Here is a 21,670-nt window from a genome sequence, read left to right on the forward strand (position 1 = left end):
TATATCGCCCTATTATGCGGTCGAACATCGTTCCGCCCCACCTGCGACAAGTGCCAGCCCGCGCCGCCTGACAGAAGTGCAAGGCGACGGGGCAGGCCATGACGCCTATTCCTTGGGTACAAGAACGCCAGCAGGAGAGAGCAGCATGGACCAGCCCGCCATTCATCCGCTGACCATGGACGGTCGCGATCCCGCCGCGTTGCGCGGCGATCCGATCAGTGGCGATCGCTATACCAGTCGCGAATTCATGCAGCAGGAATGGGATCATCTGTGGACCCGGATCTGGCATGTCGCGGGGCGGACGGCGGAGTTGGAGGAGCCGGGCGACTATGTCGTTCACGACTTCCGGCATGAAAGCGTCATCTGCATCCGGCAGGATGATGGGAGCATCAAGGCCTTCTACAATGCCTGCGGGCATCGCGGCATGCGCCTGACCGAGGGCAGCGCTTTTGCCGAGGCGTTCACCTGTCCCTATCATGGCTGGAAATGGGGCAAGGACGGCGTGTTGCACTATGCGCAGGACCCGCATGATTTTCCGCAGGGCAACCCTTGCGGCAAGTTGAAGCTGAAGGAACTGCGCTGCGCCACTTGGGGCGGGTTCGTCTGGTACACGATGGACGATGCCGCGCCCGCCCTGCTCGACTATCTGGCACCAATGCCGGAGCTTTATAAAAATTACCCGATGGATACCGGCGTCCGGGTGTTCTGGATGAAGATCAACCTCAACACCAATTGGAAGTTCGCGACCGACAATTTCTCCGAAAGCTATCACACCCGCACCGCTCATCCGCAGGTGCCGCCATGGATCGACCAGGATGTCGATACCGCCCGGCATGAAATGTATCCCGCAGGCCACGGGCGCACTGTCCAGCCGATGCGGCCCTCGCTCAGCGACCGGCTGCCCGACGGGGTGCCGCACCCGTTCGACCATATCTTGCGCCAGTGGGACATCGATCCGGACAGCTACCCGGACTATGAGACCAAGGCGATGCAGGGCTGGCTGGACCTCAAGGCGGCCAAGCGTCGGCTATGGCGCGAGCGGGGCTATGTTCATTATGAACATATGGACGATGAGCAGATCACCGACAGTCCGCATACGGTGATCTTCCCCAATGTCACCATTTCCTTCCTGCCTGACAATATCCTGTTCTTCCGCACAGAACCCCATGCCGATGATCCGGGGAAATGCACGTTCGATCTGTGGTGCATGGCCTTTCCGGTGGCGGGGCAGGCGGAAGTGGAATCGATCATGGCGGGTCCACAACCGTTCAGCGAAGCGGACATGCTATGGCGTGATTTCGACAATGGCCGGGGCGTGCCAGAGATTGAGGGGCAGATCGTCTATCAGGACATGATGCTGGCCGAAGGGATGCAGCGGGGCATGCACTCGCGCGGCTATGGCGACGCCTATCTGAGCGCCCAGGAAACGCGGGTGCGCTATTTCCATGAGGTGTTGAACGATTATCTGGCGGGACGGCGATAAGCCTGGATCAGGGTGCGCCGTCCGCATTTTCCGGTGGCTGGGTCGGGGCGATGCGCGGAGGTAGGGTGCCGGCTGGTGCGGCGGGCTGGTCGATCGGCAAGCGGATTTGATTGCCACCGATATTAACCGTTACGCCGTCCCCATCGACACCCACGCCGACATTACCGATGCCGGTTTCGACCGCGATATTGGCGATGGCATTGACGAGGTCGGCGTCCTGGGTTTCTTCGGGCGCATCCGCAACGGGCTCGTTGATCGCCCCGCTCATGAAATTGCGCCAGATGCGGGCGGGCATGCCACCGCCTGCTGCGCCGCCGGGGAGCGGTTTGTTGTCGTCATTGCCGACCCAGACGGCGGTGACGAGGCCGCCCGCATAGCCGACGAAAATGGCGTCGCGGCTGTCCTGCGTCGTGCCCGTCTTACCGAAGGTACTGGTGCGCAGCGCCGCCGCGCTGCCCGTGCCGCGATTGGCGGCGGAAGAGAGCAGATCGCGGATCATCGCGAGTTCGCCGCTGTCGAAGGCGCGCTGCCGCTCCATCAGCCGTTCGAACCAGCCCCGTTCTTCGGGCGGCAGGCCATGGGCGAGGACGGGATAGGCTCCGGCTGCGACCGCCGCATAGGCTTCGGCCAGTTCGATCAGCGGGATTTCCGACGTGCCAAGCGCAAGGCTCAAATCTTCGGTCAACGGCGCGGTGATGCCGAGATCGCGCGCGACCTTGATCACGGCATCGACGCCGACCTTTTGCGTCAGGCGAATGGCGGCGACGTTGCTGGATGCGGCAAAGGCCTGACGCAGGCTGATGCGGCCGCGATATTTGCCGCCATGATTGGCTGGGCGGTAACTGCCGGTGGTGATCGGCGTGTCGTCGATCATGTCTTCGGGCGTCATGCCCGCGCGGAAGGCGGCGAGATAGACGAACAGCTTGAAGGTCGATCCGGGCTGGCGCTTAGCCTGCACCGCGCGGTTGAAGCTGCTTTTGTCGTAATTCTTGCCGCCGACCATGGCGACGACGCTGCCGTCGGGCTTCATTGCGACGAGCGCCGCCTGCGCGCCGCCCAGCGGCGCACGGCGGACAGCGGCTTCGGCGAGGCGCTGGATGCGCCAGTCGAGCGTCGTTTCGATCTTCTGCTCGCCATAGACCGCGCCCGCCCGGTCGCGCGCCTGCGGCAGCACCCAGTCAGCGAAATAGGTGCCGGTGGTGGCGTCGGGCACGTCATGGACGTTGAGGCGGGCAGGCGGCAGGGCGTTGCGCTCCGCCTGGGTCAGATAGCCCGCATCGACCATCGCCTGCGTCACCAGCGCGGCGCGGGTGCGCGCGCCTTTGAGGTTGCTGGTAGGCGCGAGGCGCGAGGGGGCCTTGAGCAGGCCCGCCAACATCGCGGCCTGTGGGATGGTGAGGCGGTCGGGCGAGCGGTTGAAATAATGGCGGGCAGCGGCGCGCAGGCCATAGACATTATCGCCGAAATAGACGTTCGACAGATAGCGTTCCATGATCTGGTCCTTGGTCAGCCAAGCCTCCAGCCAGAGCGCGATCATAGCTTCGCGGGCCTTGCGCCCCATGGTGCGGTCGCTGGACAGGAACACGCCCTTGGCGAGTTGCTGGGTGATGGTGCTGCCACCCTGCGAAGCGCCATCATTCCACAGATTATGCCAGGCCGCACGCGCGATGCCGCGCGGGTCGATGCCCCAATGGCTGGCGAAGCGGCGGTCCTCGATCGCCATGAAGGCCTGGGGCACATGGGTGGGGAGGTCGGCCATCGTTACGGGCGTGTCAATGACCGCGCCGCGCCGGGCGATGAGATGACCGTCCGCCGACATGAGGCTGAGGCTGGGCGGGGCGATCGGTTTGAGCGACTGCGACAAGGGCGCGGTAATGGCGAGCCAGGCGATGGCGATCATCACGATGGCGAGGCCCGCTGCCATGATCCAGCCCATTATCTGCAACCGTCGCCGCCATGGCGTGGGCGGCGCGAAGGCGCTGGGCGGCCCCGCGCCAAATTCGCGCGGCTGCGTGGATGGATCAATAGGGCCAGGCTCAGTCATTGGTGTCGACATGCTGTGTTATTCATATGACACAGTCAAGCCTGTCCCGCAGTGGGACAGGCGAAAATTGCCCATCAAATACAATGGTCGAAATGGTAAATAATGCGTTAACCTGTCGCTATGCGAAACCGAACCCTTGTCCTGACCACAGAATCGGCCCGTCATCCCTTTCGCCAGCGGCTGCCCGCCCATGTGCTGCGCGTGATGGAAAAATCCCCCGCTAGCAAGGCGCGGGTGGTGGATGACGATAATGACTGGAAGCTGTTCGGCTTGAGCTTCTGCGCTTTCTTTATCGCCTTCTACAGCTTCATTTCCTGAGGGACGCGCCATAGGGGCAGCCCTCATCAATGACATATCGGGCCGTCGCAAGCCTTATGCAGCTTCCACGCCATCGCCGCACAGGGCAGAGTCAGGAAGGCGACGAGCAGCAACTGCATTACCACGGGCATGCCAGCAATGCTGAGGCCGATCGCGCAGAGCGAGCCGATGACCATCGCACCTGAATTGACGATATTATTGGCCGCGACGGTGCGGGCCGCTTCGCATTTTTCGACCGTCGTGGTGAGAAAGGCATAGAGCGGCACGACGAACATGCCGCCGAAGGTCGAGACTCCGAGCAGGCAGAGCGACAGCGGAATGGCCAGCGGATGCGCCATGAAGTCGCGCAACGACAGCATCTCGCCAGCGGGTTCGGGTGGCCACATAACGCACACGAAATGGAAAGCCACGATGCACAGGCCCATGCCGATGACGGAGGCAGGCGCATATTTGGCGGAGACATGACCCTGAAGCAGGCGGTTGATCGCGACCGAACCGATGGCGATGCCGATGGAGAAAATCGCGAGGAACAGGCTGGCGACGGCCTTTTCGGCAGTCAGGACGTTTTTAACGAGGGGCGGGAACTGAATGAACAGGATCGACCCGACCGCCCAAAACAGGCTGATCGACATGATCGCCAGAAACAGCCGACGGATATGCATCGTCCCGCGCACCAGCGCGACCGACGAGCGGATGATATGATAGTCGATCGGTTGTGCGGAGAGGAGCGAGGGCGCGGAGGGTACTTGCCGTCCGGCGACATAGCCGATCAGTGCGGTGATGATGATGCAGACCGCCGCAATCTCGACCGGGATGATCCCCGCCAGGATCGTGCCAGCCAGGATCGCGATATAGGTGCCTGCCTCGACCAGGCCGGTGCCGCCCAGCACTTCTTCATCATGGAGATGCTGGGGCAGGATCGCATATTTGATCGGGCCGAAGAAGGTCGAGTGGATGCCCATGGCGAACAGCGCGGCGAGCAGCAGCGGAATGGCGATCGTATGGACGCCGATGCCGCTCCAGATGAGGCCGAGGCCGACCGCGCCGACCAGCATGATGAGGATTTCGGCCGCCTTTACCCAGCGGATAATGAGCGCCTTGTCGCGTTGATCGGCGAGTTGGCCGGAGAGGGCGGAGAGCAGGAAGAAGGGCAGGATGAACAGCCCCGTCGCCAGCGCGCTGAACCAGGTTTCGGACCGCTCATCATTATAAACCTGATACACGACGAACAGGACCATCGCGTTCTTGAACAGGTTATCGTTGAAGGCGCCCAGCAACTGGGTGACGAACAGCGGCAGGAATCGGCGCTTGTTCAAGAGCCTGAGAGAGGCTTGCATGGATAGGGGCGTCTTCTTTCCCGTTAGCGACCGGGGCGGGGTCTAGCGGTTGGCGGCGTCCCTGTCCAATGCCCCTTGCATGGAGGTCGATATGCCGTCTGGCTTGTGCGCCGCGCCCGACTGTGGCAGGCGGCGGCTATGCTGACGCTGCCTAATCTGCTCACGCTTTCGCGTATCGTCACGGTGCCGTTGCTCGTCGCGCTGCTTTGGCCTGCAGAGATGGGCGCGCGCTGGACCACCGGCTATGCGCTGGCCTTCGGTCTTTACTGCCTGATGGGCGTGACCGATTATTTCGACGGTTATCTGGCGCGGGCGCAGGGGACGGTGTCGAAGCTCGGCGTCTTCCTCGATCCCATCGCCGACAAGATCATGGTCGGCGCGGTCATTTTGATGCTGGCGGCGACGCGCGATATTGCCGGGCTGCACATCATTGCGGCCATGGTCATCCTGCTGCGCGAGATTGCGGTGTCTGGCCTGCGCGAATTTCTGGCGGGCTTGCAGGTGTCGATGCCGGTGTCGCGATTGGCGAAGTGGAAGACGACGTGCCAGATCGTCGCACTGGGCGCGCTGATCCTGGCGGGGGCGGTGCCGCATCTTGTGTTCGTGCAGACCGTGGGCATCGTGACGCTGTGGGCCGCCGCTATTCTGACGTTGATGACGGGCTGGGATTATCTGCGCGTCGGCATCCGGCATATGGACTGAGGCGATGGCGATGCTGTCGATCGTCTATTTCGCTTGGGTGCGCGAGGCCATTGGGCGTGATGAGGAGCAGATCGAGCGGCCTGATCCGGGCATGACGGTTGCCGATCTGGTGGCGATGCTTGCGGCGCGGGGTGACGGCTATGCCGAGGCATTGGGCGATCCGGCGCGGTTGCGCGCGGCGGTCGATCAGCGATTCGTGCCGATGGACAGCCTGATCGGCGCGGCGAAGGAAGTGGCGCTGTTCCCGCCAGTGACCGGCGGATGAAGCGGGTCGCGATCCAGGCGGACGATTTCGATGTCGGCGGCGAACTGGCGGCGCTCGAAGCGCTAGGCGGCGGCGGGGTAGCGAGCTTTACCGGCGTGGTGCGCGGCGGCGACGGGCTGGTGGCGCTGGAACTGGAACATTATCCCGCGATGACACAGGCGCAGGTCGGGCGGATCGTCGATGAGGCGATGGGGCGCTGGCCGCTGCTGGGCGTGCGCGTGATCCATCGCTTCGGGCGGCTGGAGCCGGGCGCGCGGATTGTGTTCGTCGGCACCGCGTCGCGCCACCGCACGGCAGCGCTCGAAAGCTGTGCCTTCCTGATCGACTGGCTGAAATCGGATGCGCCCTTCTGGAAGAAGGAGCATTTCGCGGGTGGCGCGACGCAGTGGGTGGCGGCGCGCGACGAGGATGCCGTCAAAGCCCAGGGTTGGGACAGCTAGGCGGCTTCGGGCAGGCGGCAGTTGAGTGCGGCGGCGTCGCGGAGGATTTCGGACAGCAAGTGAAATTCTTTCTCGCGCGGGCTGTTCTTGCGCCAGACAAGGGCAATGTCGCGCCAGGCGCGTTCGGACTTGAGCGGGCGGGCGGCGATGCGGGTATGTTCCAATATGCCGGCCGCGATCGCCATTTCGGGGATCATCGTGACGCCCAGGCCATTATCCACCATCTGGATGAGCGTATGGAGCGAGGTGCCCATCATCGTCGCGCTGGCGCGTAGTTCGGGGCGGTTGCAGGCGGCGAGCGCATGATCCTTGAGGCAATGGCCATCCTCCAGCAGCAATAATTTGCTTTCATCAATCATGTTTGGGCCGATCCATTCGGGCAGGTCGACCGGCTCGTCATGGGGGAAGGCGACGAAAAGCCGGTCCTGAAACAGGATTTCGCTGTCCAGTTCGCCGATCGGGAAGGGCAAGGCCATCAGCACGCAATCGACATTGCCATGGCGCAGCGATTCGACGCCCGCTTGGGTCGTTTCTTCGCGCAGATAGAGTTTGAGTTCGGGCCGGTCGGCGCGCAATCGGGGGAGCATGCGCGGCAGCAGGAAGGGGGCGATGGTCGGAATGACGCTCATACGCAATTCGCCGGTCAGGGGCTTGCCGGATGCTTCGGCGATGGCGGCGAGTTCTTCCGCTTCGCGCAGCACGCGATGGGCTTTCGCCACGATGCGGTCGCCGAGCGCCGTGAAGCGGACGACGCGGCGGGTACGTTCGACCAATGTCACGCCGACCAGCGATTCCAGTTCGCGGATACCGGCCGACAGGGTGGATTGGGTGACATAGCAGCTTTCGGCCGCCTTGCCGAAATGGCCCTGTTCCTTGAGCGCGACGAGATATTGCAACTGTTTGAGGGTGGGGAGGTAGCTGGACATTTATCGGTTTCCTCGATCAGAAAGCCGAATATAAGTTTCTTAGCCGATAAATCCAAGCCATTTGACCACGCCGAACAGCGACGTCAGCGTGAGGATGATGCCGACTGCCGTGAAGAGGACGCGGGGGGCAACACGGCGGGCAAGGATCGCGCCGAAGGGGGCTGCCACCACGCCGCCGATCAGAAGTCCGACCGTGTAGGTGGTGAAGGTCTCCCAACCCAGATGAAACAGGAAGGTGATGCTGATCGACAGCGTCAGGACAAATTCGACACTGTTCACCGTGCCAATGGTGTGGCGCGGGCTAGCCCCTTGCAGCAAGAGGTTGGAGGTAACGACAGGCCCCCAACCGCCGCCGCCGGTTGCATCCATGAAACCACCGACCAGACCCAGCGGTGCCACCCATTTGGGATCGCGCGGCTTGGGCGGCAGATGAAAGCCCCGCCAGATCAGGTAGACGCCGATCGAGGCGAGATAGACCTGCACGAAGGGCTTGATTATGGCCCCGTCGATATTCGACAGCAGATAGGCACCCGCAACACCGCCGATGACGCCGGGGATGATTAGCCGGGCAAAGAGCCGCCAGTCGACATTCTTGTGCAGGATGTGGCTGATCGCCGAAACCCCGGTGGTGAAGGTTTCGGCCGCATGGACGCTGGCCGAGGCGCGGCTGGGAGGGACGCCGAGCGCCAGCAGCAGCGTGCTGGAGATCACGCCATAGGCCATGCCAAGTGCGCCGTCGATCATCTGTGCGCCGAAGCCGATGAGGATGAAGGGCAATATGTCGCCGAAATTGGCGATGAAGGCGTCGATCATCCATGGTCCCCTGACTTTATTCTCTACCTGTATGATAGTCATATTCGAAAAGGCAAAGCAAGTTTCCGTTTGGGCGGCGATATCCCCCCTTTTTGGGCATCACTGGAAATGCAGATGTCTCTTCTCTATATCCGCTGTCAGGTTCAGTTTTCATCAGGCAGGGGCGCGTTCATGTTGCGCAATCTCATTTCCTATCTGGATTCGGTAAAAAGCCGCGATCCTGCGCCCCGCTCCCGCGCGGAAATCCTGCTTTATCCGGGCGTCTGGTCGCTCGGCTATCATCGCATTGCGCATCGGCTCTATCGGGCGCGGCTCTATTTCCTGGCGCGCCTGGTCAACCATATATCGCGTTTCCTGACCGGGAACGATATTCATCCCGGTGCCAAGATCGGCAAGCGCTTCTTCATTGATCATGGTTTTACCGTGATCGGCGAGACGGCGGAGATTGGCGACGATGTGACGCTGTACCAGAATGTGACGCTGGGTGGGACTGACCCGGCTAATGGCATTGCGGGCAAGCGGCATCCGACCCTGTGCGACGGCGTGATCATCGGGTCGGGCGCGCAGGTATTGGGGCCAGTGACGGTCGGCGCACGGGCGCGCGTGGGTGCCAATGCGGTGGTGACCAAGGATGTGGCCGAAGGCGCGACCATGGTCGGCATTCCGGCGCGGGCGATGCTGGTCGATGTCACTGCCTATCAGCGCGATTTCATGCCCTATGGCACGCCCTGTTCCGATTGTTTCGATCCCGAAAAGCAGAAGTTGGAACTGCTGCAGTGCGAGGTCGAGCAGTTACAGAAGCGGCTGGCCGAATTGATGGTGGAAAAGCAGCGGCCGTCGCTGCCCGATGATGCCAGCCTGTTTCAGGAGCGTGACCGGGCCTGATGAGCAATGTGACGCCGTTTCCCCATCCAGGGACGGGACCGGGCGAGCGCCAGGTGGGGTTCGAGCGGTTGGAGTTGCAGCGGATCATGGACCTTTATGGGCGAATGGTCGCCGCCGGGCATTGGCGCGACTATGCGATGGATATGGGGCGCGAGGTCGCGATCTTCAGCGCCTTTCGCCGCACCGCCGAGCGCCCTGAATATCGTATCGAGAAGCGACCGGCGCTGCGCCATCGGCAGGGCATGTGGGTGCTGGTTGGGGAGGGGGGCCAGATCCTCAAGCGCGGGCAGGATTTGCAGAATGTGCTGGCCCCGGTCGAGCGGAAATTGATGCGGGTGGTCGAGGGGTGAGGTGGGCGCTGGCCCACCCCGCTGCGACTAACCTCGCCTTCGGCTCGGTAAGTCTCGCTGCCCCTCCCGCTGGCGGGAGGGGTGCTTGGATCATGCTGGTGCGCTGCCGGCGTAGGGGAGGCGGTTGGTCAGGGACGGCGGCAAAGTGCCCACTACGAGCATGCGGGCATGGTGCCAGAGTGCCGAGAGCAGCAGCAGCGACGAACCGATGACGAGCGCCGTGAAGGCGGCCGATAGTTCGACCGCGCCTGCCTGCTTGAACAGAGCGTAGAGGGCGAAGAGGACATAGGCTAGGCTCGACACGAGTAGCGCGCGTCGGTCGATCGCGAGGCCGACCAGGCCGAAGGCGATGTAGAGCAGGATCACGACGATCGCCTTGCCCATGCTGATGTCATCGCCCCGGAACACACCGAGCAGATTGAACAGCGAATGGGCGATCATCGGCGCGGCGGTCAGGTGCAGCCAGAAGGCGACATCGGCGCGGCGCGTGGTGCGTGTCCGATCGCTCATGTCCCAGCGCATGGCGAGCGCGAAGATGGCGAGGCCACCGGCCAGCAGCAGCAGATAGGCCAGCCGGATATCGCCGGGGAAGGCGGCAAGGACAAGGCCGCCGACGACGCCAGCGGCGGCGGCCGCGCCCGCCGCGACCGTGATCGGCACCATGAAGCGCCGCCAGTGCATCCAGGCGGCCAGCGCGCTGACGGCCGCGACGCCCGATATGATCAGCGAAGCCACCCGATCGCCAACGTCGGGAAATAACTGTCCCGCCAACGCGCCCAACGCGAAGGCGACACCGCCGACAAAGCCCGCGAGCAGCAGAATGGAGGGCAGCGCCATGCGCCGTTGGCGGGTGAAATATTCCGCCAGACCCCAACTGACCGCCGCGACCAGCGCGCCCGACATGAAGGAGGGATGATGTTCCGCCGCGCCGAGTCGCACGCTGTTGCCGAGCCAGCCGACCGCGACGAGCAGGATGATGCCGGCGATGGCGACGAAAATGTCGTTGAAGCCGGTCAGGAGGCGGAAATTTTCTTCATCGACCACGGGGCTGGCGCGCAGTTGTGCGACATGATCGCGCAGCGCCTGTGCGGCCTGCGGTGACAGGACGCCCGCCGTAACGGCATCCTGCAAGTCGCCTTCGCTATACATCGTCCAGCTCTCCTGTCGGTTTCGACCGCACGACGCTACCACAGCTGTATTATGTCATCAACACAGTTCCTTTTGCTCTTTTTCGGGACGCTGCGCGATGATAGCGCGGTGGGGCAAAAGAGAGAGGAAAGTCCGCCCATGTCCCTGCCGTCTGCGCTCGAAGGCCGCTTGTCGCTGCCGCTGATCGGATCGCCGATGTTCATCATTTCGCAGCCCGAACTGGTGATCGCCCAATGTCGTGCGGGAATTGTCGGTGCTTTTCCGTCGCTCAACGCCCGGCCTTCGGGCATGTTCGAACAATGGCTGCAACGACTGGGCACGGAATTGACGGACGCGGATGCGCCGTTCGCGGTCAATCTGATCGTCCACAAGAGCAACAGCCGGTTGGACGAGGATCTGGACCTGTGCGTCCAATATCAGGTGCCGATCATCATTACCTCGCTGGGTGCGCAGGAGCGGGTGAATGCGGCGGTGCATAGCTATGGCGGCATTGTGTTGCACGACGTCATCAACGACAGGTTCGCCAGGAAGGCGATCGAGAAGGGGGCCGATGGCCTGATCGCGGTTGCGGCCGGGGCAGGGGGCCATGCGGGCACGTTGTCGCCCTTTGCTTTGGTGCAGGAAATCCGGGCCTGGTTCGACGGGCCGCTGGCGCTGTCGGGGTCGATCGCGACCGGGCGCGCCATTGCGGCGGCGCGGATGATGGGGGCTGACCTTGGCTATATGGGGTCGCCCTTCATCGCCACGACCGAGGCCAATGCGGATGGAGCCTACAAGCAGATGATCGTGGACAGCAGCGCGGGCGACATCGTCTATTCCGACGTGTTCACTGGCGTCCATGGCAATTATCTGCGCCCCAGCATCGTCGCGTCGGGCATGGACCCGGACAATCTGCCCAAGGCGACCGAAATGGATTTTGCCAGCATGACCGGCGGTGACAAGAAGGCGTGGCGCGACGTGTGGGGATGTGGCCAGGGGATCGGCGCTATTGGCAAGATTCAGCCCGCTGCCGACTTCATCGCGCAGTTGAAGGCGCAATATCGGTCGGCGATCGACGGCTTCACCTCATAGGAAGGCGCGCAACTCGGCGATGAAGCGGTCGAACTGGTCGTGATGGAGCCAGTGGCCAGCATTGGGAAATTCGACCAGCCGCGCATCGGCGAAATGCGCCATGCGGCCGTCCTTCGCCGGATTGGAGGCCCAGCTATCTTGCCCCAGACACAGCAGGGTCGGGCAAGTGATGCGCGACCAGAAATCGGGCAGGTCTGCGTCACTGCCCGCCTGCGGCGCGGCGCTGCTGAGATAAGGGTCGAACTTCCAGCTGAAGCTGCCATCCTCATTGCGGTTGACGCCGTGGATGGTGAGGTGCAGCGCCTGTTCGACCGAAAGATGCTCATTGCGTTCGCGCATGCGGCCGACCGCTGCCTCTATCGTGGCATAGCGTCGGGGCGTGCGGCGGGCATTGGCACGGCGCGTGTCGATCCATTGCCGCCAGACGTCAAGCGATGCTTCCTCGGCTTTTGCCTTCAAGCGGTCAGGTGACAGGCCGAGCCCTTCGAGAGCGACGATGCGCTGCACCTTGTCGGGGAACAGGCCAGCATAACGCAGCGCGATCGACCCGCCGAGCGAATGGCCGACGATGGTGACGGGCGGTCGGTCGAGCAGATCGACGAGTTGGGCCAGGTCATAAATATAATTGGCCATCATATAGGAACCGTCGGGCGACCAGGCGCTGTCGCCATGGCCGCGCAAGTCCGGCGCGATGACATGATAATCCTTCGCCAGCGCGCGCGCCGTCCAGTCCCAGCTACGCCCATGATCGAAGCCGCCATGGATGAGGATCAGCACCGGCGCGGCGCTATTGCCCCAATCAAGATAGTGGAGACGGGTGCGCAGGGAGGTGAAGAAATGCGAGGTCGGGGTCAGGGCGGTCGGCGTGTCCATGCAGTCCTGCTGGCCGGAGGAGAAGGTTTTTAAGCTTGCGCACTCCCTTTGGCGAACTCCACCCCGCTTGCAAGCAAAGAGCGACCAAAATCGTGGAATTTTTCGAATGTTTCAATGCTGTTTCCAGCAGTATGACGGACTTCCTACACTCTATTCGCCATCGACGTGGGGCAGGATATGGGGCGCGCGCGCAGCCGCCGCTGCGCGACCAGCCTGCGCCACGACCCGCGCCAGTTCCGCTTGGCGGAAGGGTTTGTCAAGACGAGGGCGGCTGCTGGCATGGGGCGGCAATTCCGCGAATCCGGTGATGATGATCACGGGTAGTCCCGGCCGTATCTTGTCGATCGCATCAGCCAATTGTGCGCCTGTCATGCCTGGCATGGCGTGATCGGTCACGACCAGATCGACATCCCCTTGCTCCAGCATGCGCAAGGCTTCGGCAGCGTTCGATGCCTGGAACACGGTATGGCCCAGATCCTCCAACATGCCGGCCGTGTTGGTCAGCACCAGTTCGTCGTCATCCACTGCCAAGATCACGAGCGGGACGGATGGGCTATTACTATAATCGACGGGCATCACGGCATCCGTGGTGGGTCCGGCCTGCGACACGGGGAGCCAGAGCGAGACGGTCGTACCTTCGCCGAGTTCGCTGGCGATGGTGAGCGAGCCGCCGCATTGCTGAACAAAGCCATGGACCATGGAGAGGCCAAGGCCAGTGCCTTTACCCACACCCTTAGTCGTGAAGAAAGGTTCGCGGGCGCGCGCGATCGTGGCGGCATCCATGCCTTCGCCCTGGTCGGCAACGGTCAGTTCGACATAGGTGCCGGGCGACAGGTCGGGCCGGTTGTCCGGCTCGATGGTCCAGTTTTGCGCTGCGATGATGATGTTTCCGCCTTTGGGCATGGCATCGCGCGCATTGACCGCCAGGTTCAGGATCGCGAGCTCCAACTGGGCCGGATCGGCATGCACATTGGCTAACGACATAGGAAAACGGGTTTCGATGTCGATGGCGCTGCCCAGCGTCGTTTGCAGCAGGTCCGCCATGCCCAGCACCAGCGCGACCGGATCGACGCTCTGCAGTTTCAATTCCTGCTTGCGGGCGAAGGCCAGCATCCGCTGCGTCAGCGTTGCGCCGCGTTCGGCCGCCGCCATGGCATTGTCGAGATAGCGGCTGATATCCGCGCCGCTTGCCATGCGTTGGCGGGCGAGGTCGAGGCTGCCGACAATGACGGCAAGCAGGTTGTTGAAATCATGGGCGACGCCGCCGGTCAGCTTGCCGATCGCGTCCATTTTCTGCGTCTGGATGATGGCGTCACGCGCGGCGTCGAGCGCCTGTTGCGATTCGCGCCTTTCGGTCAGGTCGCGAGTGACCTTGGCAAAGCCGAGCAACTGGCCATGGGGATCGCGGATGCAGTCGATGACGACATTGGCCCAGAAGCGCGATCCATCCTTGCGGATGCGCCATCCCTCGGCTTCGAACCGGCCGTCGCGCTCGGCGGTATGGAGCGCGCGCGAGGGAAGCCCCGCCATCCGATCCTCCTCCGAATAGAAGCGGGCAAAATTTTGGCCCAGTATTTCGTCGGCTTTATAGCCTTTGAAGCGTTCGGCCCCCATGTTCCAACTGGTGATCGTGCCCACCGGATCGAGCATGTAGATGGCATAGTCGGTGACGCTTTCGACGAGCAGGCGAAACCGCTCCTCGCTGGAGCGGAGCGCTTCCTGCACCGCGCGCCGTTCGGTCAGATCGCGCGTGACCTTGGCAAAGCCGAGCAACTGGCCGTCCTGCGCGTCGCGGATCGGGTCTATGACGACATTGGCCCAAAATTGCGTGCCGTCCTTGCGGACGCGCCAGCCTTCGGCTTCGAACCGGCCGTCATGGTCGGCTGTGTAGAGGGCAAGCGCGGGAATGCCGGTGGCTTGATCTTCCGGCGTATAGAAGCGGGAGAAATGCTCGCCGATGATCTCGTCGGCGGCATAGCCCTTGAACCGCTCCGCACCCGCATTCCAGCTGACCACCACGCCATCGGCATCGAGCATGTAGATGGCATAGTCGGTAACGCTTTGAACCAGCAGTTCGAAGCGGTTGCCCGTATAACCGGATAGACCCTTGTTCATTATATTCCCGATCAGGACGCCATGGTCATGACGTCATCCCCTTGCCTTTAGGCAAACGCCGCAACCGCCCGATCGTTCCACATGTCGGGAAGGATGTCGTGGGGGCGGTGGGATGGCTTGACTTGGGCAGCCGCTCTGCGCCACCACGCCCCGGCAAAGACGGGTTTGGCTGGACGGGATGTGGGCATGGGCGAGGGTGTGACGGTCACGGTGATTGGTGAGGCCATGCTGGAACTGAGCCGGGGAACGGGCGATAGTTGGAACCTGCGTTATGGCGGCGATGTCATCAATACGGCGGTGCATCTCGCCCGCTTTGGTAACAGAGTCCGGCTGGCAAGCGCGATGGGCAGCGACCCGATGAGCGCCGACCTGTGCGCGGCGTGGGAAGCTGAAGGGGTCGATACATCGCTGGTGCTGCGCGCCGCCGATCGGTTGCCGGGCCTCTATGCGATCGAGACGGACGCGAGCGGGGAACGCAGCTTCCATTATTGGCGCAGCGAAGCAGCGGCACGGCGGATGTTCGCGCTGCCCGATAGCGCGGCGATGGTCGAGGCGGCGGCGCAATCGGACCTGCTCTATTTCTCGTTGATCACGCTTGCGATCCTGCCCGACGAGGGACGGGAGGCGTTGCTAGACCTGTGCGCGGCGGTGCGGGCGCGGGGCGGCAAGGTGGCCTTCGATGGCAATTACCGGGCGCGCTTGTGGGACGATGCGGCCACCGCGCGGCACTGGCGCGACCGCGCGATCGCGCTGGCCGATATCGGTCTGCCGACGCTGGCGGACGAAGTCGAGATGGGCGAAGCGGACGATGCGCAGGATGCCGCGATCCGCTGGGGCGCGGGTGAGGGCCGTGAGATCATCGTCAAACTGGGCGGTGATGGCTGTCTGGTCGATGGGCAGGTGGTGCCCATTCCCCGATCACTGGAAGTCGTGGATTCGAGCGGCGCGGGCGATGCCTTCAACGGCGGCTATCTCCACGCCCGACTGGGCGGCGCGACTCCGGTGGACGCCGCGCTGGCCGGGCATCGGCTGGCCGGATGGAATATCGGGCGGCGGGGCGCGATTCCGCCAAAGGATGCCGACGCGCCTTACTAATCTATTGGTGAGCGTGGAGCGGGTGAGGGGAATCGAACCCCCGTCGTCAGCTTGGGAAGCTGCTGCTCTACCATTGAGCTACACCCGCGTTCGATTGCCCATTGCCACGGCGGAAATGCGCCGTCAACCAACCTGGCGCTTGGCCAGTTTGCGCGCCAGCGTGCGGCGGTGCATGCCCAGACGGCGGGCGGCTTCGGAGATGTTGAAGTCGCTGTCCTTGAGCGCTTCGTGGATATGCTCCCATTCCAGCGTCTTGATCGACGTCGGGCGGGGGGCGAGCGGGGTGTCGGGGTCGCCGCCGGAGCGGGCGAAGGCGGCCTCTATGTCGTCGGTGTTGGACGGCTTGGCGAGATAATGGGTGGCGCCGAGCTTGATCGCATCGACGGCAGTCGCGATGCTGGCAAAGCCGGTCAGTACGACGATGAGCATCGCGGGGTCATGGGCGTGCAGCGCCTGGACGCAGGCAAGGCCGGACTGGGGGCCGAGCTTGAGGTCCACGACGGCAAAGCCGGGGCGGTGGTCGGCGAGGCGGGCGTTGACGCTTTCCAGACTGTCGGCGAGCAGGACGCTATAGCCGCGCCGCTCGAACGAGCGTTTGAGCGTGCGGGCGAAGGCTTCGTCATCCTCAACGATCAGCAACAGCCGTTCAGACGTCATGCTTGCCCTCCTCCAAGGCCAGGGTCGCGAGCGGCAGCCGCAGCAGAATCATCGCGCCGCCCTCTACGCTGTTGCTGGCATTGACCCGTCCGCCCAGCTTGCGCACGACATTGACCACCAGGAAGAGGCCGAGGCCGCCGCCCTGCTTGCCCTTGCTGGACCTGTAGGGTTTGCCGACATCGGCCAGCATCTCTTCGCTAAAGCCTGGGCCATTGTCGCGCACGGCGATATGGAGCCAGCGATTGTCGCGGCTGACGAGCATGTCGATATAGGTCGCGCCGGCTTCCCGCGCATTGTCGAGCAGGTTGGTGACGGCCTGGCGGATCACCGGATCGGCGACGATGCGGGGATAGTCGTGCGGGCCAAAGTCGCAGCGCAGCGGCATGCCGGGATTGGCGCTGCGCCAGTCGCGGGCGATGGCATCGACGAAATCGCGGACATTGGTGATCTGCGGCGCTTCGCCGCGCGCTTCGCCGGCCGACATCAGGATGCCGGACAGGATCGCCTTGCAGCGTTTGATGGCGGTTTCCATCTCGCCGACTTCCTCGACCAGGGCGGGATGGCCAGTGATTTCGGGCATGTGGCGCCAATCGCCCAGCACGACGGCGAGTTGCGCGAGCGGCGTGCCCAATTCATGTGCCGCGCCCGATGCGAGCAGGCCCATGCGGACGATATGCTCCTCCTCCGCCGCCTGCTGCCGCAACCGGGCGAGATAGGCTTCGCGCTGTTGCAGGTTGCGGGTGATGCGGGTCATGAACAGGACGAGCAGCACCGCGATCATCGTCAGGCAGATCCAGGTGCCGATGATATGCAGGTCGAACAGACGGCCTTCGAACGCTTCGCTCAGATCCAGCGGGCGATAGACGAGCGAGAGCATCGCGGCGCAGAGCGAGGAGATGGCGACGATGCCCCAGACGCTCCAGCGGTGGAGCAGGACTGCACCCAGCGCCACCTGCACCAGATAGAGCGAGATGAACGGGTTGGTCGCGCCGCCGCTCAGATACAGTTGGGTGGTGAGCGCCAGCACGTCGAAGAGCAGCGCCAGGAAGAGTTCGGCATGGGAAATGTCGGTGCGCCGCCGCAATATCATCATGCTGCCAAGGTTCATGGCCGCCGCGATGCAGGGCACGACCAGCATGGACGGGAAGGGCAGGCGGATGTCCATGCCATAATGAACGATCAGGATGGTCGCAACTTGCCCCGCGATCGCGATCCAGCGTAACTGGACCAGTAGCGCCATATTCTTGCGCCCGGCTGCATCGGCGGACCATTGGCTGGGAAGCCAGCGCGCGCGCAGGGGCGTGTTGCCCTTCATGCCCGGCGATCTTTTCCTGACTGGCGCATGACGAAGATATAGGCACCCGCGACCATCGCCGCCAGCGTGAACCAGGTGATGGCGTAAACGAGATGGTTGTTGGGGAATTGCACCACGGTCAGCCCGCCGATGGGCAGGGCGTCGGGCTGCGCCCCGGCGTCGGCGTCGATGAAATAAGGCAGCGTCGCGGGCAGGGCGCGGGCGGCGGCGATGGCGGCAACGTCGCGCGAATACCAGCGGTCGGCAGCGGGGTCATTATCGCGCAGGAAACCGCCGCCCGGTTCGGTCAGGCGCAGCAGGCCGGTAATGCGGACTTGCCCCGTCGGGCGGGTGTAACTGGTGCGGGCGTCGGGCGGCACGAAGCCGCGATTGACCAGCAGCGTCGAGCCGTCCGCGCGCTGGAGCGGGGTCAGCACCCAAAAGCCAGGGCCGCGGACGGTCGAGGCCTGTACCAGTGTCGCGCGGTGGTGGAGGAAGGTGCCAGTCGCGGCGACGCGGCGATATTCGTCGGATTTGGTCGCTCTGGCGGGCGCTGGCACCGGCGGGGCGTGAATACGGACAGCGACCCGGAAAATCAAATCGCGTTTCCACGCCAGCCGTTCGACCTGCCAGACGCCAAGCGTACATAGGGTCGTAAACAGCAAAGCCGCGATCAGCGTCAGGCCGATCGCGAACCCCGCCCGGCCATGGCGGGGGTTCGCGGCTGTCACGGCATCTGGCTCATGTCATGCGTCATGGCGGGCATCATGTTGGTGTTGAGATGATACATGACCCACATCGAACCGGACAGGGTGATGACCACCAGGACCAAAGTGAACATCAGCGCCATCATCGACCAGCCGCCTTCCGAACGGGTGTTCATGTGCAGGAAGTAGATCATGTGGACGACGATCTGCACGACCGCGAAGGCCATGATGACGAGCGCGGTGGTCTGTGTATTGGCGAAATAGCCGGTCATGACCAGCCAGAAGGGGATGGCCGTCAGGATGACCGACAGGCCGAAGCCGATCATATAGCTGCCCATCGTGCCGTGGGCGCCATGCGCCTCGCCGTGAGTGTCGTGATCGTGCGCGCTCATCGCAGCATCCCCATGAGATAGACGAAGGTGAAGACGCCGATCCAGATGACGTCGAGGAAGTGCCAGAACATGCTGAGGCACATCAGGCGGCGCTGGTTCGCCGCGATCAGCTCCTTTTTGGCGACCTGTACCATCAGCGTCACCAGCCAGATGATGCCGAAGGTGACGTGCAGACCATGGGTGCCGACCAGCGCGAAGAAGGCGGACAGGAAGCCCGACCGCTGCGGCGTCGCGCCTTCATGGATGAGGTGCGCGAATTCGTAGAGTTCGATGCCGAGGAAGGCGAGGCCGAACAGGCCGGTGATCGCTAGCCAGCCCTGGGTCGCGGCGACCTTGTTCTTTTCCATCGACAACATGGCAAAGCCATAGGTGATGGACGAGAAGAGCAGCATTGCGGTGTTGAGCGCGACGAGGTTCAGGTCGAACAGGTCGCGCGGGCCAGGCCCAGCGGCAAAGCTGCCGCTCAGCACTGCATAAGTCGCGAACAGGCAGGCAAAGATGAGGCAATCGCTCATCAGGTAGATCCAGAAGCCCAGCGACGTGCTGGAGCCTTCGGGATGATGCGGTTCCTCGCCCAAGTGGAAGAGGGGCTTGCCGTCCTGGTCGAGGAAGGCGGGGTCGATCTTGGAGCGTGTGGCCATGATGTTAGCCCTGTGTTGCGAGCAGCGCGCTGCGCTCGCCCTCGGTGCGCTCGACCACATCCTGAGGGATGTAGAAGTCGCGCTTATAGTTGAAGGTATGGCCGATCGCGACGGCGAGGATGCCGACGAAGGACAGGCCCGCCAGCCACCAGATGTACCAGATCATGCCGAAGGAGAAGGCCACGGACAGGCCGGCGATGATCAGGCCGGTTGCGGTATTGGACGGCATATGGATCGCCTTGTACCCGGTCAGGGGACGCTGATAGCCGCGCTTCTTCATGTCCGCCCAGGCGTCACCATCATGGATGACGGGCGTGAAAGCGAAATTATAGTCTGGCGGGGGCGAACTGGTCGCCCATTCCAGCGTGCGGCCGTCCCAGGGATCGCCGGTCGTGTCGCGCAATTGATCGCGATTCTTGATGCTGACTGCGAACTGGATGAACATGCAGGCGATGCCGGCCGCGATCATCACAGCGCCCAGCGCCGCAATCTGGAACCAGATCTGCAAGCTCGGATCGTCAAACACGCGCATCCGGCGGGTGACGCCCATCAGGCCCAGCACATAGAGCGGCATGAAGGCGGTCCAGAAGCCCACGACCCAGAGCCAGAAGCTGCGCTTGCCCCAGGTGGTTTCCAGGCGGAAACCGAATGCCTTGGGCCACCAATAGTTGATCGCTGCGAACAGGCCGAACAGGACGCCGCCGATGATCACATTATGGAAATGCGCGATCAGGAACAGCGAGTTGTGCAGCACGAAGTCGGCGGGTGGCACGGCGAGCAGCACGCCGGTCATGCCGCCAACGGTGAAGGTCAGCATGAAAGCGACCGTCCACATCATCGGCAGTTCATAGCGGATACGGCCGCGATACATGGTGAAGAGCCAGTTGAAGAGCTTGGCACCCGTGGGAATCGAGATGACCATCGTCGTGATGCCGAAGAAGCTGTTGACGCTGGCACCCGATCCCATGGTGAAGAAATGGTGCAGCCAGACGAGATAGCTGAGCAGCGCGATGACGATGGTGGCGTAGACCATCGAGCTATAGCCGAAGAGGCGCTTGGACGAGAAGGTCGAAGTGACTTCGGAGAAGACGCCGAACAAAGGCAGGATCAGGATATAGACTTCCGGGTGACCCCAGATCCAGATCAGGTTCACATACATCATGGGGTTGCCGCCCATGTCGTTGGTGAAGAAGGCCGTACCGATGTAGCGGTCGAGACTGAGCAGCGCCAGCACGGCGGTCAGCACCGGGAAGGCGGCGACGATCAGGACGTTGGCGCAGAGCGAGGTCCAGGTGAAGATGGGCATCTTCATCATCGTCATGCCGGGCGCGCGCATCTTGACGATGGTCGCGATCAGGTTGACGCCCGATAGCAATGTGCCGATGCCCGCTATCTGCAAGCCCCAGATATAATAATCGACGCCGACGCCCGGCGAATAGGCGATGCCCGACAGCGGCGGATAAGCGAGCCAGCCAGTGCGCGCAAATTCGCCCACGAACAGCGACATCATGACGATGATCGCGCCCGCCGTGGTCATCCAGAAGCTGAAATTATTGAGGAAGGGGAAGGACACGTCGCGCGCGCCGATCTGGAGCGGGACGATATAGTTCATGATTCCCGTAATCATCGGCATCGCGACGAAGAAGATCATGATGACGCCATGCGCCGTGAAAATCTGGTCGTAATGATGCGCGTTCAGATAGCCTTCAGAACCGTTGAAGGCCATCGCCTGCTGCAGACGCATCATGATCGCGTCGGCAAATCCGCGCAGGAACATGATGAGCCCCAGGATCATATACATGATGCCGATGCGCTTGTGATCGACGGTCGTGAACCAGTCGTTCCAGAGCGTGCCCCAGAGTTTGTATTTCGTGACCAGCCCGAACACCACCGCGCCCCCCAGCGCGACCATGAGGAAGGTGCCGACGACGATCGGCTCATGCAGCGGGAGCGAACTCCAGTCGAGACGACCGAAGATCAGCTTCCAGATGCCACTATTTTCGGAGGCGGGATGCGGGGACATGGGCGTTACGGCCTTGATGTAGAGAGAAGGGGGAGGGGGAATGATCCTCCCCTGGAAGGGGAGGTGTCTGGCGTAGCCAGACGGAGGGGT

The 21,670-nt window shown here is 63.1% G+C and carries 22 protein-coding genes and 1 tRNA gene; 9 read left to right on the forward strand and 14 right to left on the reverse strand.

Annotation, left to right across the window (positions count from 1 at the left end; all coding sequences use genetic code 11):
• Positions 1-145 precede the first annotated feature (145 nt).
• The gene (locus tag J2W40_RS08770; RefSeq protein ID WP_310223693.1) at positions 146-1,483 is read left to right on the forward strand and encodes an aromatic ring-hydroxylating oxygenase subunit alpha; all 1,338 of its coding nucleotides are present in this window, start codon (positions 146-148) and stop codon (positions 1,481-1,483) included.
• Positions 1,484-1,490: 7 nt separating this feature from the next.
• Here J2W40_RS08770 and J2W40_RS08775 read toward each other — a convergent pair whose 3' ends face one another.
• Entirely contained in the window at positions 1,491-3,539 is a 2,049-nt protein-coding gene (locus J2W40_RS08775) for a transglycosylase domain-containing protein (RefSeq protein ID WP_310223695.1), read from the reverse strand.
• A 108-nt stretch (positions 3,540-3,647) separates the two neighbouring features.
• On the opposite strand from J2W40_RS08775, the gene J2W40_RS08780 reads away from it, so the two are divergent.
• The gene (locus J2W40_RS08780; protein ID WP_310223697.1) at positions 3,648-3,845 is read left to right on the forward strand and encodes a hypothetical protein; all 198 of its coding nucleotides are present in this window, start codon (positions 3,648-3,650) and stop codon (positions 3,843-3,845) included.
• Between the two features lie 26 nt (positions 3,846-3,871).
• Here the strand turns inward: J2W40_RS08780 and J2W40_RS08785 are convergent, their stop codons facing one another.
• Positions 3,872-5,182 (reverse strand): MFS transporter, encoded by a 1,311-nt coding sequence (locus tag J2W40_RS08785; protein ID WP_310223699.1) that lies wholly within the window; start codon positions 5,180-5,182, stop codon positions 3,872-3,874.
• Positions 5,183-5,320: 138 nt separating this feature from the next.
• Here J2W40_RS08785 and pgsA point away from each other — a divergent pair, with 138 nt between their 5' ends.
• The 3 genes from pgsA to J2W40_RS08800 are packed head-to-tail and all read left to right on the forward strand — an operon-like array spanning position 5,321 to position 6,589.
• A complete protein-coding gene (pgsA, locus tag J2W40_RS08790; protein WP_310223701.1) occupies positions 5,321-5,884 on the forward strand; it encodes a CDP-diacylglycerol--glycerol-3-phosphate 3-phosphatidyltransferase in 564 nt (187 codons plus the stop codon).
• Positions 5,885-5,894: 10 nt separating this feature from the next.
• Positions 5,895-6,149 carry a molybdopterin converting factor subunit 1 gene (gene moaD, locus J2W40_RS08795; protein WP_310223941.1) on the forward strand — a complete coding sequence of 85 codons (255 nt, stop codon included), beginning with the start codon at positions 5,895-5,897 and terminating at the stop codon, positions 6,147-6,149.
• Entirely contained in the window at positions 6,146-6,589 is a 444-nt protein-coding gene (locus J2W40_RS08800; protein ID WP_310223703.1) for a molybdenum cofactor biosynthesis protein MoaE, read from the forward strand. The genes moaD and J2W40_RS08800 overlap by 4 nt, the downstream gene beginning before the upstream one ends.
• On the opposite strand, the gene J2W40_RS08805 is transcribed toward J2W40_RS08800, so the two are convergent.
• The gene (locus tag J2W40_RS08805) at positions 6,586-7,515 is read right to left on the reverse strand and encodes a hydrogen peroxide-inducible genes activator (RefSeq protein ID WP_037476606.1); all 930 of its coding nucleotides are present in this window, start codon (positions 7,513-7,515) and stop codon (positions 6,586-6,588) included. The genes J2W40_RS08800 and J2W40_RS08805 overlap by 4 nt on opposite strands.
• Positions 7,516-7,554: 39 nt before the next feature.
• Positions 7,555-8,328, reverse strand: a complete 774-nt coding sequence (locus J2W40_RS08810; RefSeq protein ID WP_310223705.1) for a sulfite exporter TauE/SafE family protein — start codon at positions 8,326-8,328, stop codon at positions 7,555-7,557.
• Positions 8,329-8,499: 171 nt separating this feature from the next.
• Here J2W40_RS08810 and epsC point away from each other — a divergent pair, with 171 nt between their 5' ends.
• Positions 8,500-9,213, forward strand: coding sequence for a serine O-acetyltransferase EpsC (gene epsC, locus J2W40_RS08815; RefSeq protein WP_310223707.1), 714 nt, complete (start codon positions 8,500-8,502; stop codon positions 9,211-9,213).
• Positions 9,213-9,563 carry a DUF2794 domain-containing protein gene (locus J2W40_RS08820; RefSeq protein WP_310223709.1) on the forward strand — a complete coding sequence of 117 codons (351 nt, stop codon included), beginning with the start codon at positions 9,213-9,215 and terminating at the stop codon, positions 9,561-9,563. Before epsC ends, J2W40_RS08820 begins: the two co-directional genes overlap by 1 nt.
• Positions 9,564-9,653: 90 nt before the next feature.
• On the opposite strand, the gene J2W40_RS08825 is transcribed toward J2W40_RS08820, so the two are convergent.
• On the reverse strand, positions 9,654-10,712 hold the full coding sequence (locus J2W40_RS08825; RefSeq protein ID WP_310223711.1) for a hypothetical protein: 1,059 nt from the start codon (positions 10,710-10,712) through the stop codon (positions 9,654-9,656).
• A 138-nt stretch (positions 10,713-10,850) separates the two neighbouring features.
• On the opposite strand from J2W40_RS08825, the gene J2W40_RS08830 reads away from it, so the two are divergent.
• Complete coding sequence (locus J2W40_RS08830) at positions 10,851-11,783, forward strand: NAD(P)H-dependent flavin oxidoreductase (protein ID WP_310223713.1); 933 nt, start codon at positions 10,851-10,853, stop codon at positions 11,781-11,783.
• Here the strand turns inward: J2W40_RS08830 and J2W40_RS08835 are convergent.
• On the reverse strand, positions 11,778-12,656 hold the full coding sequence (locus tag J2W40_RS08835; RefSeq protein WP_310223715.1) for an alpha/beta fold hydrolase: 879 nt from the start codon (positions 12,654-12,656) through the stop codon (positions 11,778-11,780). The two genes, J2W40_RS08830 and J2W40_RS08835, sit on opposite strands and share 6 nt — an antisense overlap.
• Positions 12,657-12,806: 150 nt before the next feature.
• On the reverse strand, positions 12,807-14,771 hold the full coding sequence (locus J2W40_RS08840; protein WP_310223717.1) for a hybrid sensor histidine kinase/response regulator: 1,965 nt from the start codon (positions 14,769-14,771) through the stop codon (positions 12,807-12,809).
• A 186-nt stretch (positions 14,772-14,957) separates the two neighbouring features.
• Between J2W40_RS08840 and J2W40_RS08845 the strand changes: the two genes are divergently transcribed.
• Positions 14,958-15,866 carry a sugar kinase gene (locus J2W40_RS08845; RefSeq protein ID WP_310223719.1) on the forward strand — a complete coding sequence of 303 codons (909 nt, stop codon included), beginning with the start codon at positions 14,958-14,960 and terminating at the stop codon, positions 15,864-15,866.
• Between the two features lie 14 nt (positions 15,867-15,880).
• Here J2W40_RS08845 and J2W40_RS08850 read toward each other — a convergent pair.
• The 7 genes from J2W40_RS08850 to cyoB form a co-directional block, all read right to left on the reverse strand.
• Positions 15,881-15,954 (reverse strand) — tRNA-Gly (locus tag J2W40_RS08850).
• Between the two features lie 35 nt (positions 15,955-15,989).
• The gene (locus J2W40_RS08855) at positions 15,990-16,523 is read right to left on the reverse strand and encodes a response regulator transcription factor (RefSeq protein ID WP_310223721.1); all 534 of its coding nucleotides are present in this window, start codon (positions 16,521-16,523) and stop codon (positions 15,990-15,992) included.
• The gene (locus J2W40_RS08860; protein ID WP_310223723.1) at positions 16,513-17,838 is read right to left on the reverse strand and encodes an ATP-binding protein; all 1,326 of its coding nucleotides are present in this window, start codon (positions 17,836-17,838) and stop codon (positions 16,513-16,515) included. The genes J2W40_RS08855 and J2W40_RS08860 overlap by 11 nt, the downstream gene beginning before the upstream one ends.
• On the reverse strand, positions 17,835-18,548 hold the full coding sequence (locus J2W40_RS08865; RefSeq protein WP_310223725.1) for an SURF1 family protein: 714 nt from the start codon (positions 18,546-18,548) through the stop codon (positions 17,835-17,837). Before J2W40_RS08865 ends, J2W40_RS08860 begins: the two co-directional genes overlap by 4 nt.
• Positions 18,545-18,916, reverse strand: coding sequence for a cytochrome o ubiquinol oxidase subunit IV (cyoD, locus tag J2W40_RS08870; protein ID WP_310223727.1), 372 nt, complete (start codon positions 18,914-18,916; stop codon positions 18,545-18,547). Before cyoD ends, J2W40_RS08865 begins: the two co-directional genes overlap by 4 nt.
• Positions 18,913-19,557, reverse strand: a complete 645-nt coding sequence (gene cyoC, locus J2W40_RS08875) for a cytochrome o ubiquinol oxidase subunit III (protein ID WP_310223729.1) — start codon at positions 19,555-19,557, stop codon at positions 18,913-18,915. The genes cyoD and cyoC overlap by 4 nt, the downstream gene beginning before the upstream one ends.
• 4 nt (positions 19,558-19,561) lie before the next feature.
• Complete coding sequence (gene cyoB, locus J2W40_RS08880; RefSeq protein WP_037472343.1) at positions 19,562-21,580, reverse strand: cytochrome o ubiquinol oxidase subunit I; 2,019 nt, start codon at positions 21,578-21,580, stop codon at positions 19,562-19,564.
• Positions 21,581-21,670 lie beyond the last annotated feature (90 nt).

The organism is Sphingobium xenophagum (genome assembly GCF_031457465.1).
GTDB lineage: Bacteria > Pseudomonadota > Alphaproteobacteria > Sphingomonadales > Sphingomonadaceae > Sphingobium > Sphingobium xenophagum_A.

Excerpts from the sequence above, each read along its gene's own strand:
- J2W40_RS08770 (WP_310223693.1), top strand. The coding sequence starts at position 146 with ATGGACCAGCCCGCCATTCATCCGCTGACCATGGACGGTCGCGATCCC.
- J2W40_RS08775 (WP_310223695.1), bottom strand. The coding sequence starts at position 3,539 with ATGTCGACACCAATGACTGAGCCTGGCCCTATTGATCCATCCACGCAG.
- J2W40_RS08780 (WP_310223697.1), top strand. The coding sequence starts at position 3,648 with ATGCGAAACCGAACCCTTGTCCTGACCACAGAATCGGCCCGTCATCCC.
- J2W40_RS08785 (WP_310223699.1), bottom strand. The coding sequence starts at position 5,182 with ATGCAAGCCTCTCTCAGGCTCTTGAACAAGCGCCGATTCCTGCCGCTG.
- pgsA (WP_310223701.1), top strand. The coding sequence starts at position 5,321 with ATGCTGACGCTGCCTAATCTGCTCACGCTTTCGCGTATCGTCACGGTG.
- moaD (WP_310223941.1), top strand. The coding sequence starts at position 5,895 with ATGCTGTCGATCGTCTATTTCGCTTGGGTGCGCGAGGCCATTGGGCGT.
- J2W40_RS08800 (WP_310223703.1), top strand. The coding sequence starts at position 6,146 with ATGAAGCGGGTCGCGATCCAGGCGGACGATTTCGATGTCGGCGGCGAA.
- J2W40_RS08805 (WP_037476606.1), bottom strand. The coding sequence starts at position 7,515 with ATGTCCAGCTACCTCCCCACCCTCAAACAGTTGCAATATCTCGTCGCG.
- J2W40_RS08810 (WP_310223705.1), bottom strand. The coding sequence starts at position 8,328 with ATGATCGACGCCTTCATCGCCAATTTCGGCGACATATTGCCCTTCATC.
- epsC (WP_310223707.1), top strand. The coding sequence starts at position 8,500 with ATGTTGCGCAATCTCATTTCCTATCTGGATTCGGTAAAAAGCCGCGAT.
- J2W40_RS08820 (WP_310223709.1), top strand. The coding sequence starts at position 9,213 with ATGAGCAATGTGACGCCGTTTCCCCATCCAGGGACGGGACCGGGCGAG.
- J2W40_RS08825 (WP_310223711.1), bottom strand. The coding sequence starts at position 10,712 with ATGTATAGCGAAGGCGACTTGCAGGATGCCGTTACGGCGGGCGTCCTG.
- J2W40_RS08830 (WP_310223713.1), top strand. The coding sequence starts at position 10,851 with ATGTCCCTGCCGTCTGCGCTCGAAGGCCGCTTGTCGCTGCCGCTGATC.
- J2W40_RS08835 (WP_310223715.1), bottom strand. The coding sequence starts at position 12,656 with ATGGACACGCCGACCGCCCTGACCCCGACCTCGCATTTCTTCACCTCC.
- J2W40_RS08840 (WP_310223717.1), bottom strand. The coding sequence starts at position 14,771 with ATGAACAAGGGTCTATCCGGTTATACGGGCAACCGCTTCGAACTGCTG.
- J2W40_RS08845 (WP_310223719.1), top strand. The coding sequence starts at position 14,958 with ATGGGCGAGGGTGTGACGGTCACGGTGATTGGTGAGGCCATGCTGGAA.
- J2W40_RS08855 (WP_310223721.1), bottom strand. The coding sequence starts at position 16,523 with ATGACGTCTGAACGGCTGTTGCTGATCGTTGAGGATGACGAAGCCTTC.
- J2W40_RS08860 (WP_310223723.1), bottom strand. The coding sequence starts at position 17,838 with ATGAAGGGCAACACGCCCCTGCGCGCGCGCTGGCTTCCCAGCCAATGG.
- cyoD (WP_310223727.1), bottom strand. The coding sequence starts at position 18,916 with ATGAGCGCGCACGATCACGACACTCACGGCGAGGCGCATGGCGCCCAC.
- cyoC (WP_310223729.1), bottom strand. The coding sequence starts at position 19,557 with ATGGCCACACGCTCCAAGATCGACCCCGCCTTCCTCGACCAGGACGGC.
- cyoB (WP_037472343.1), bottom strand. The coding sequence starts at position 21,580 with ATGTCCCCGCATCCCGCCTCCGAAAATAGTGGCATCTGGAAGCTGATC.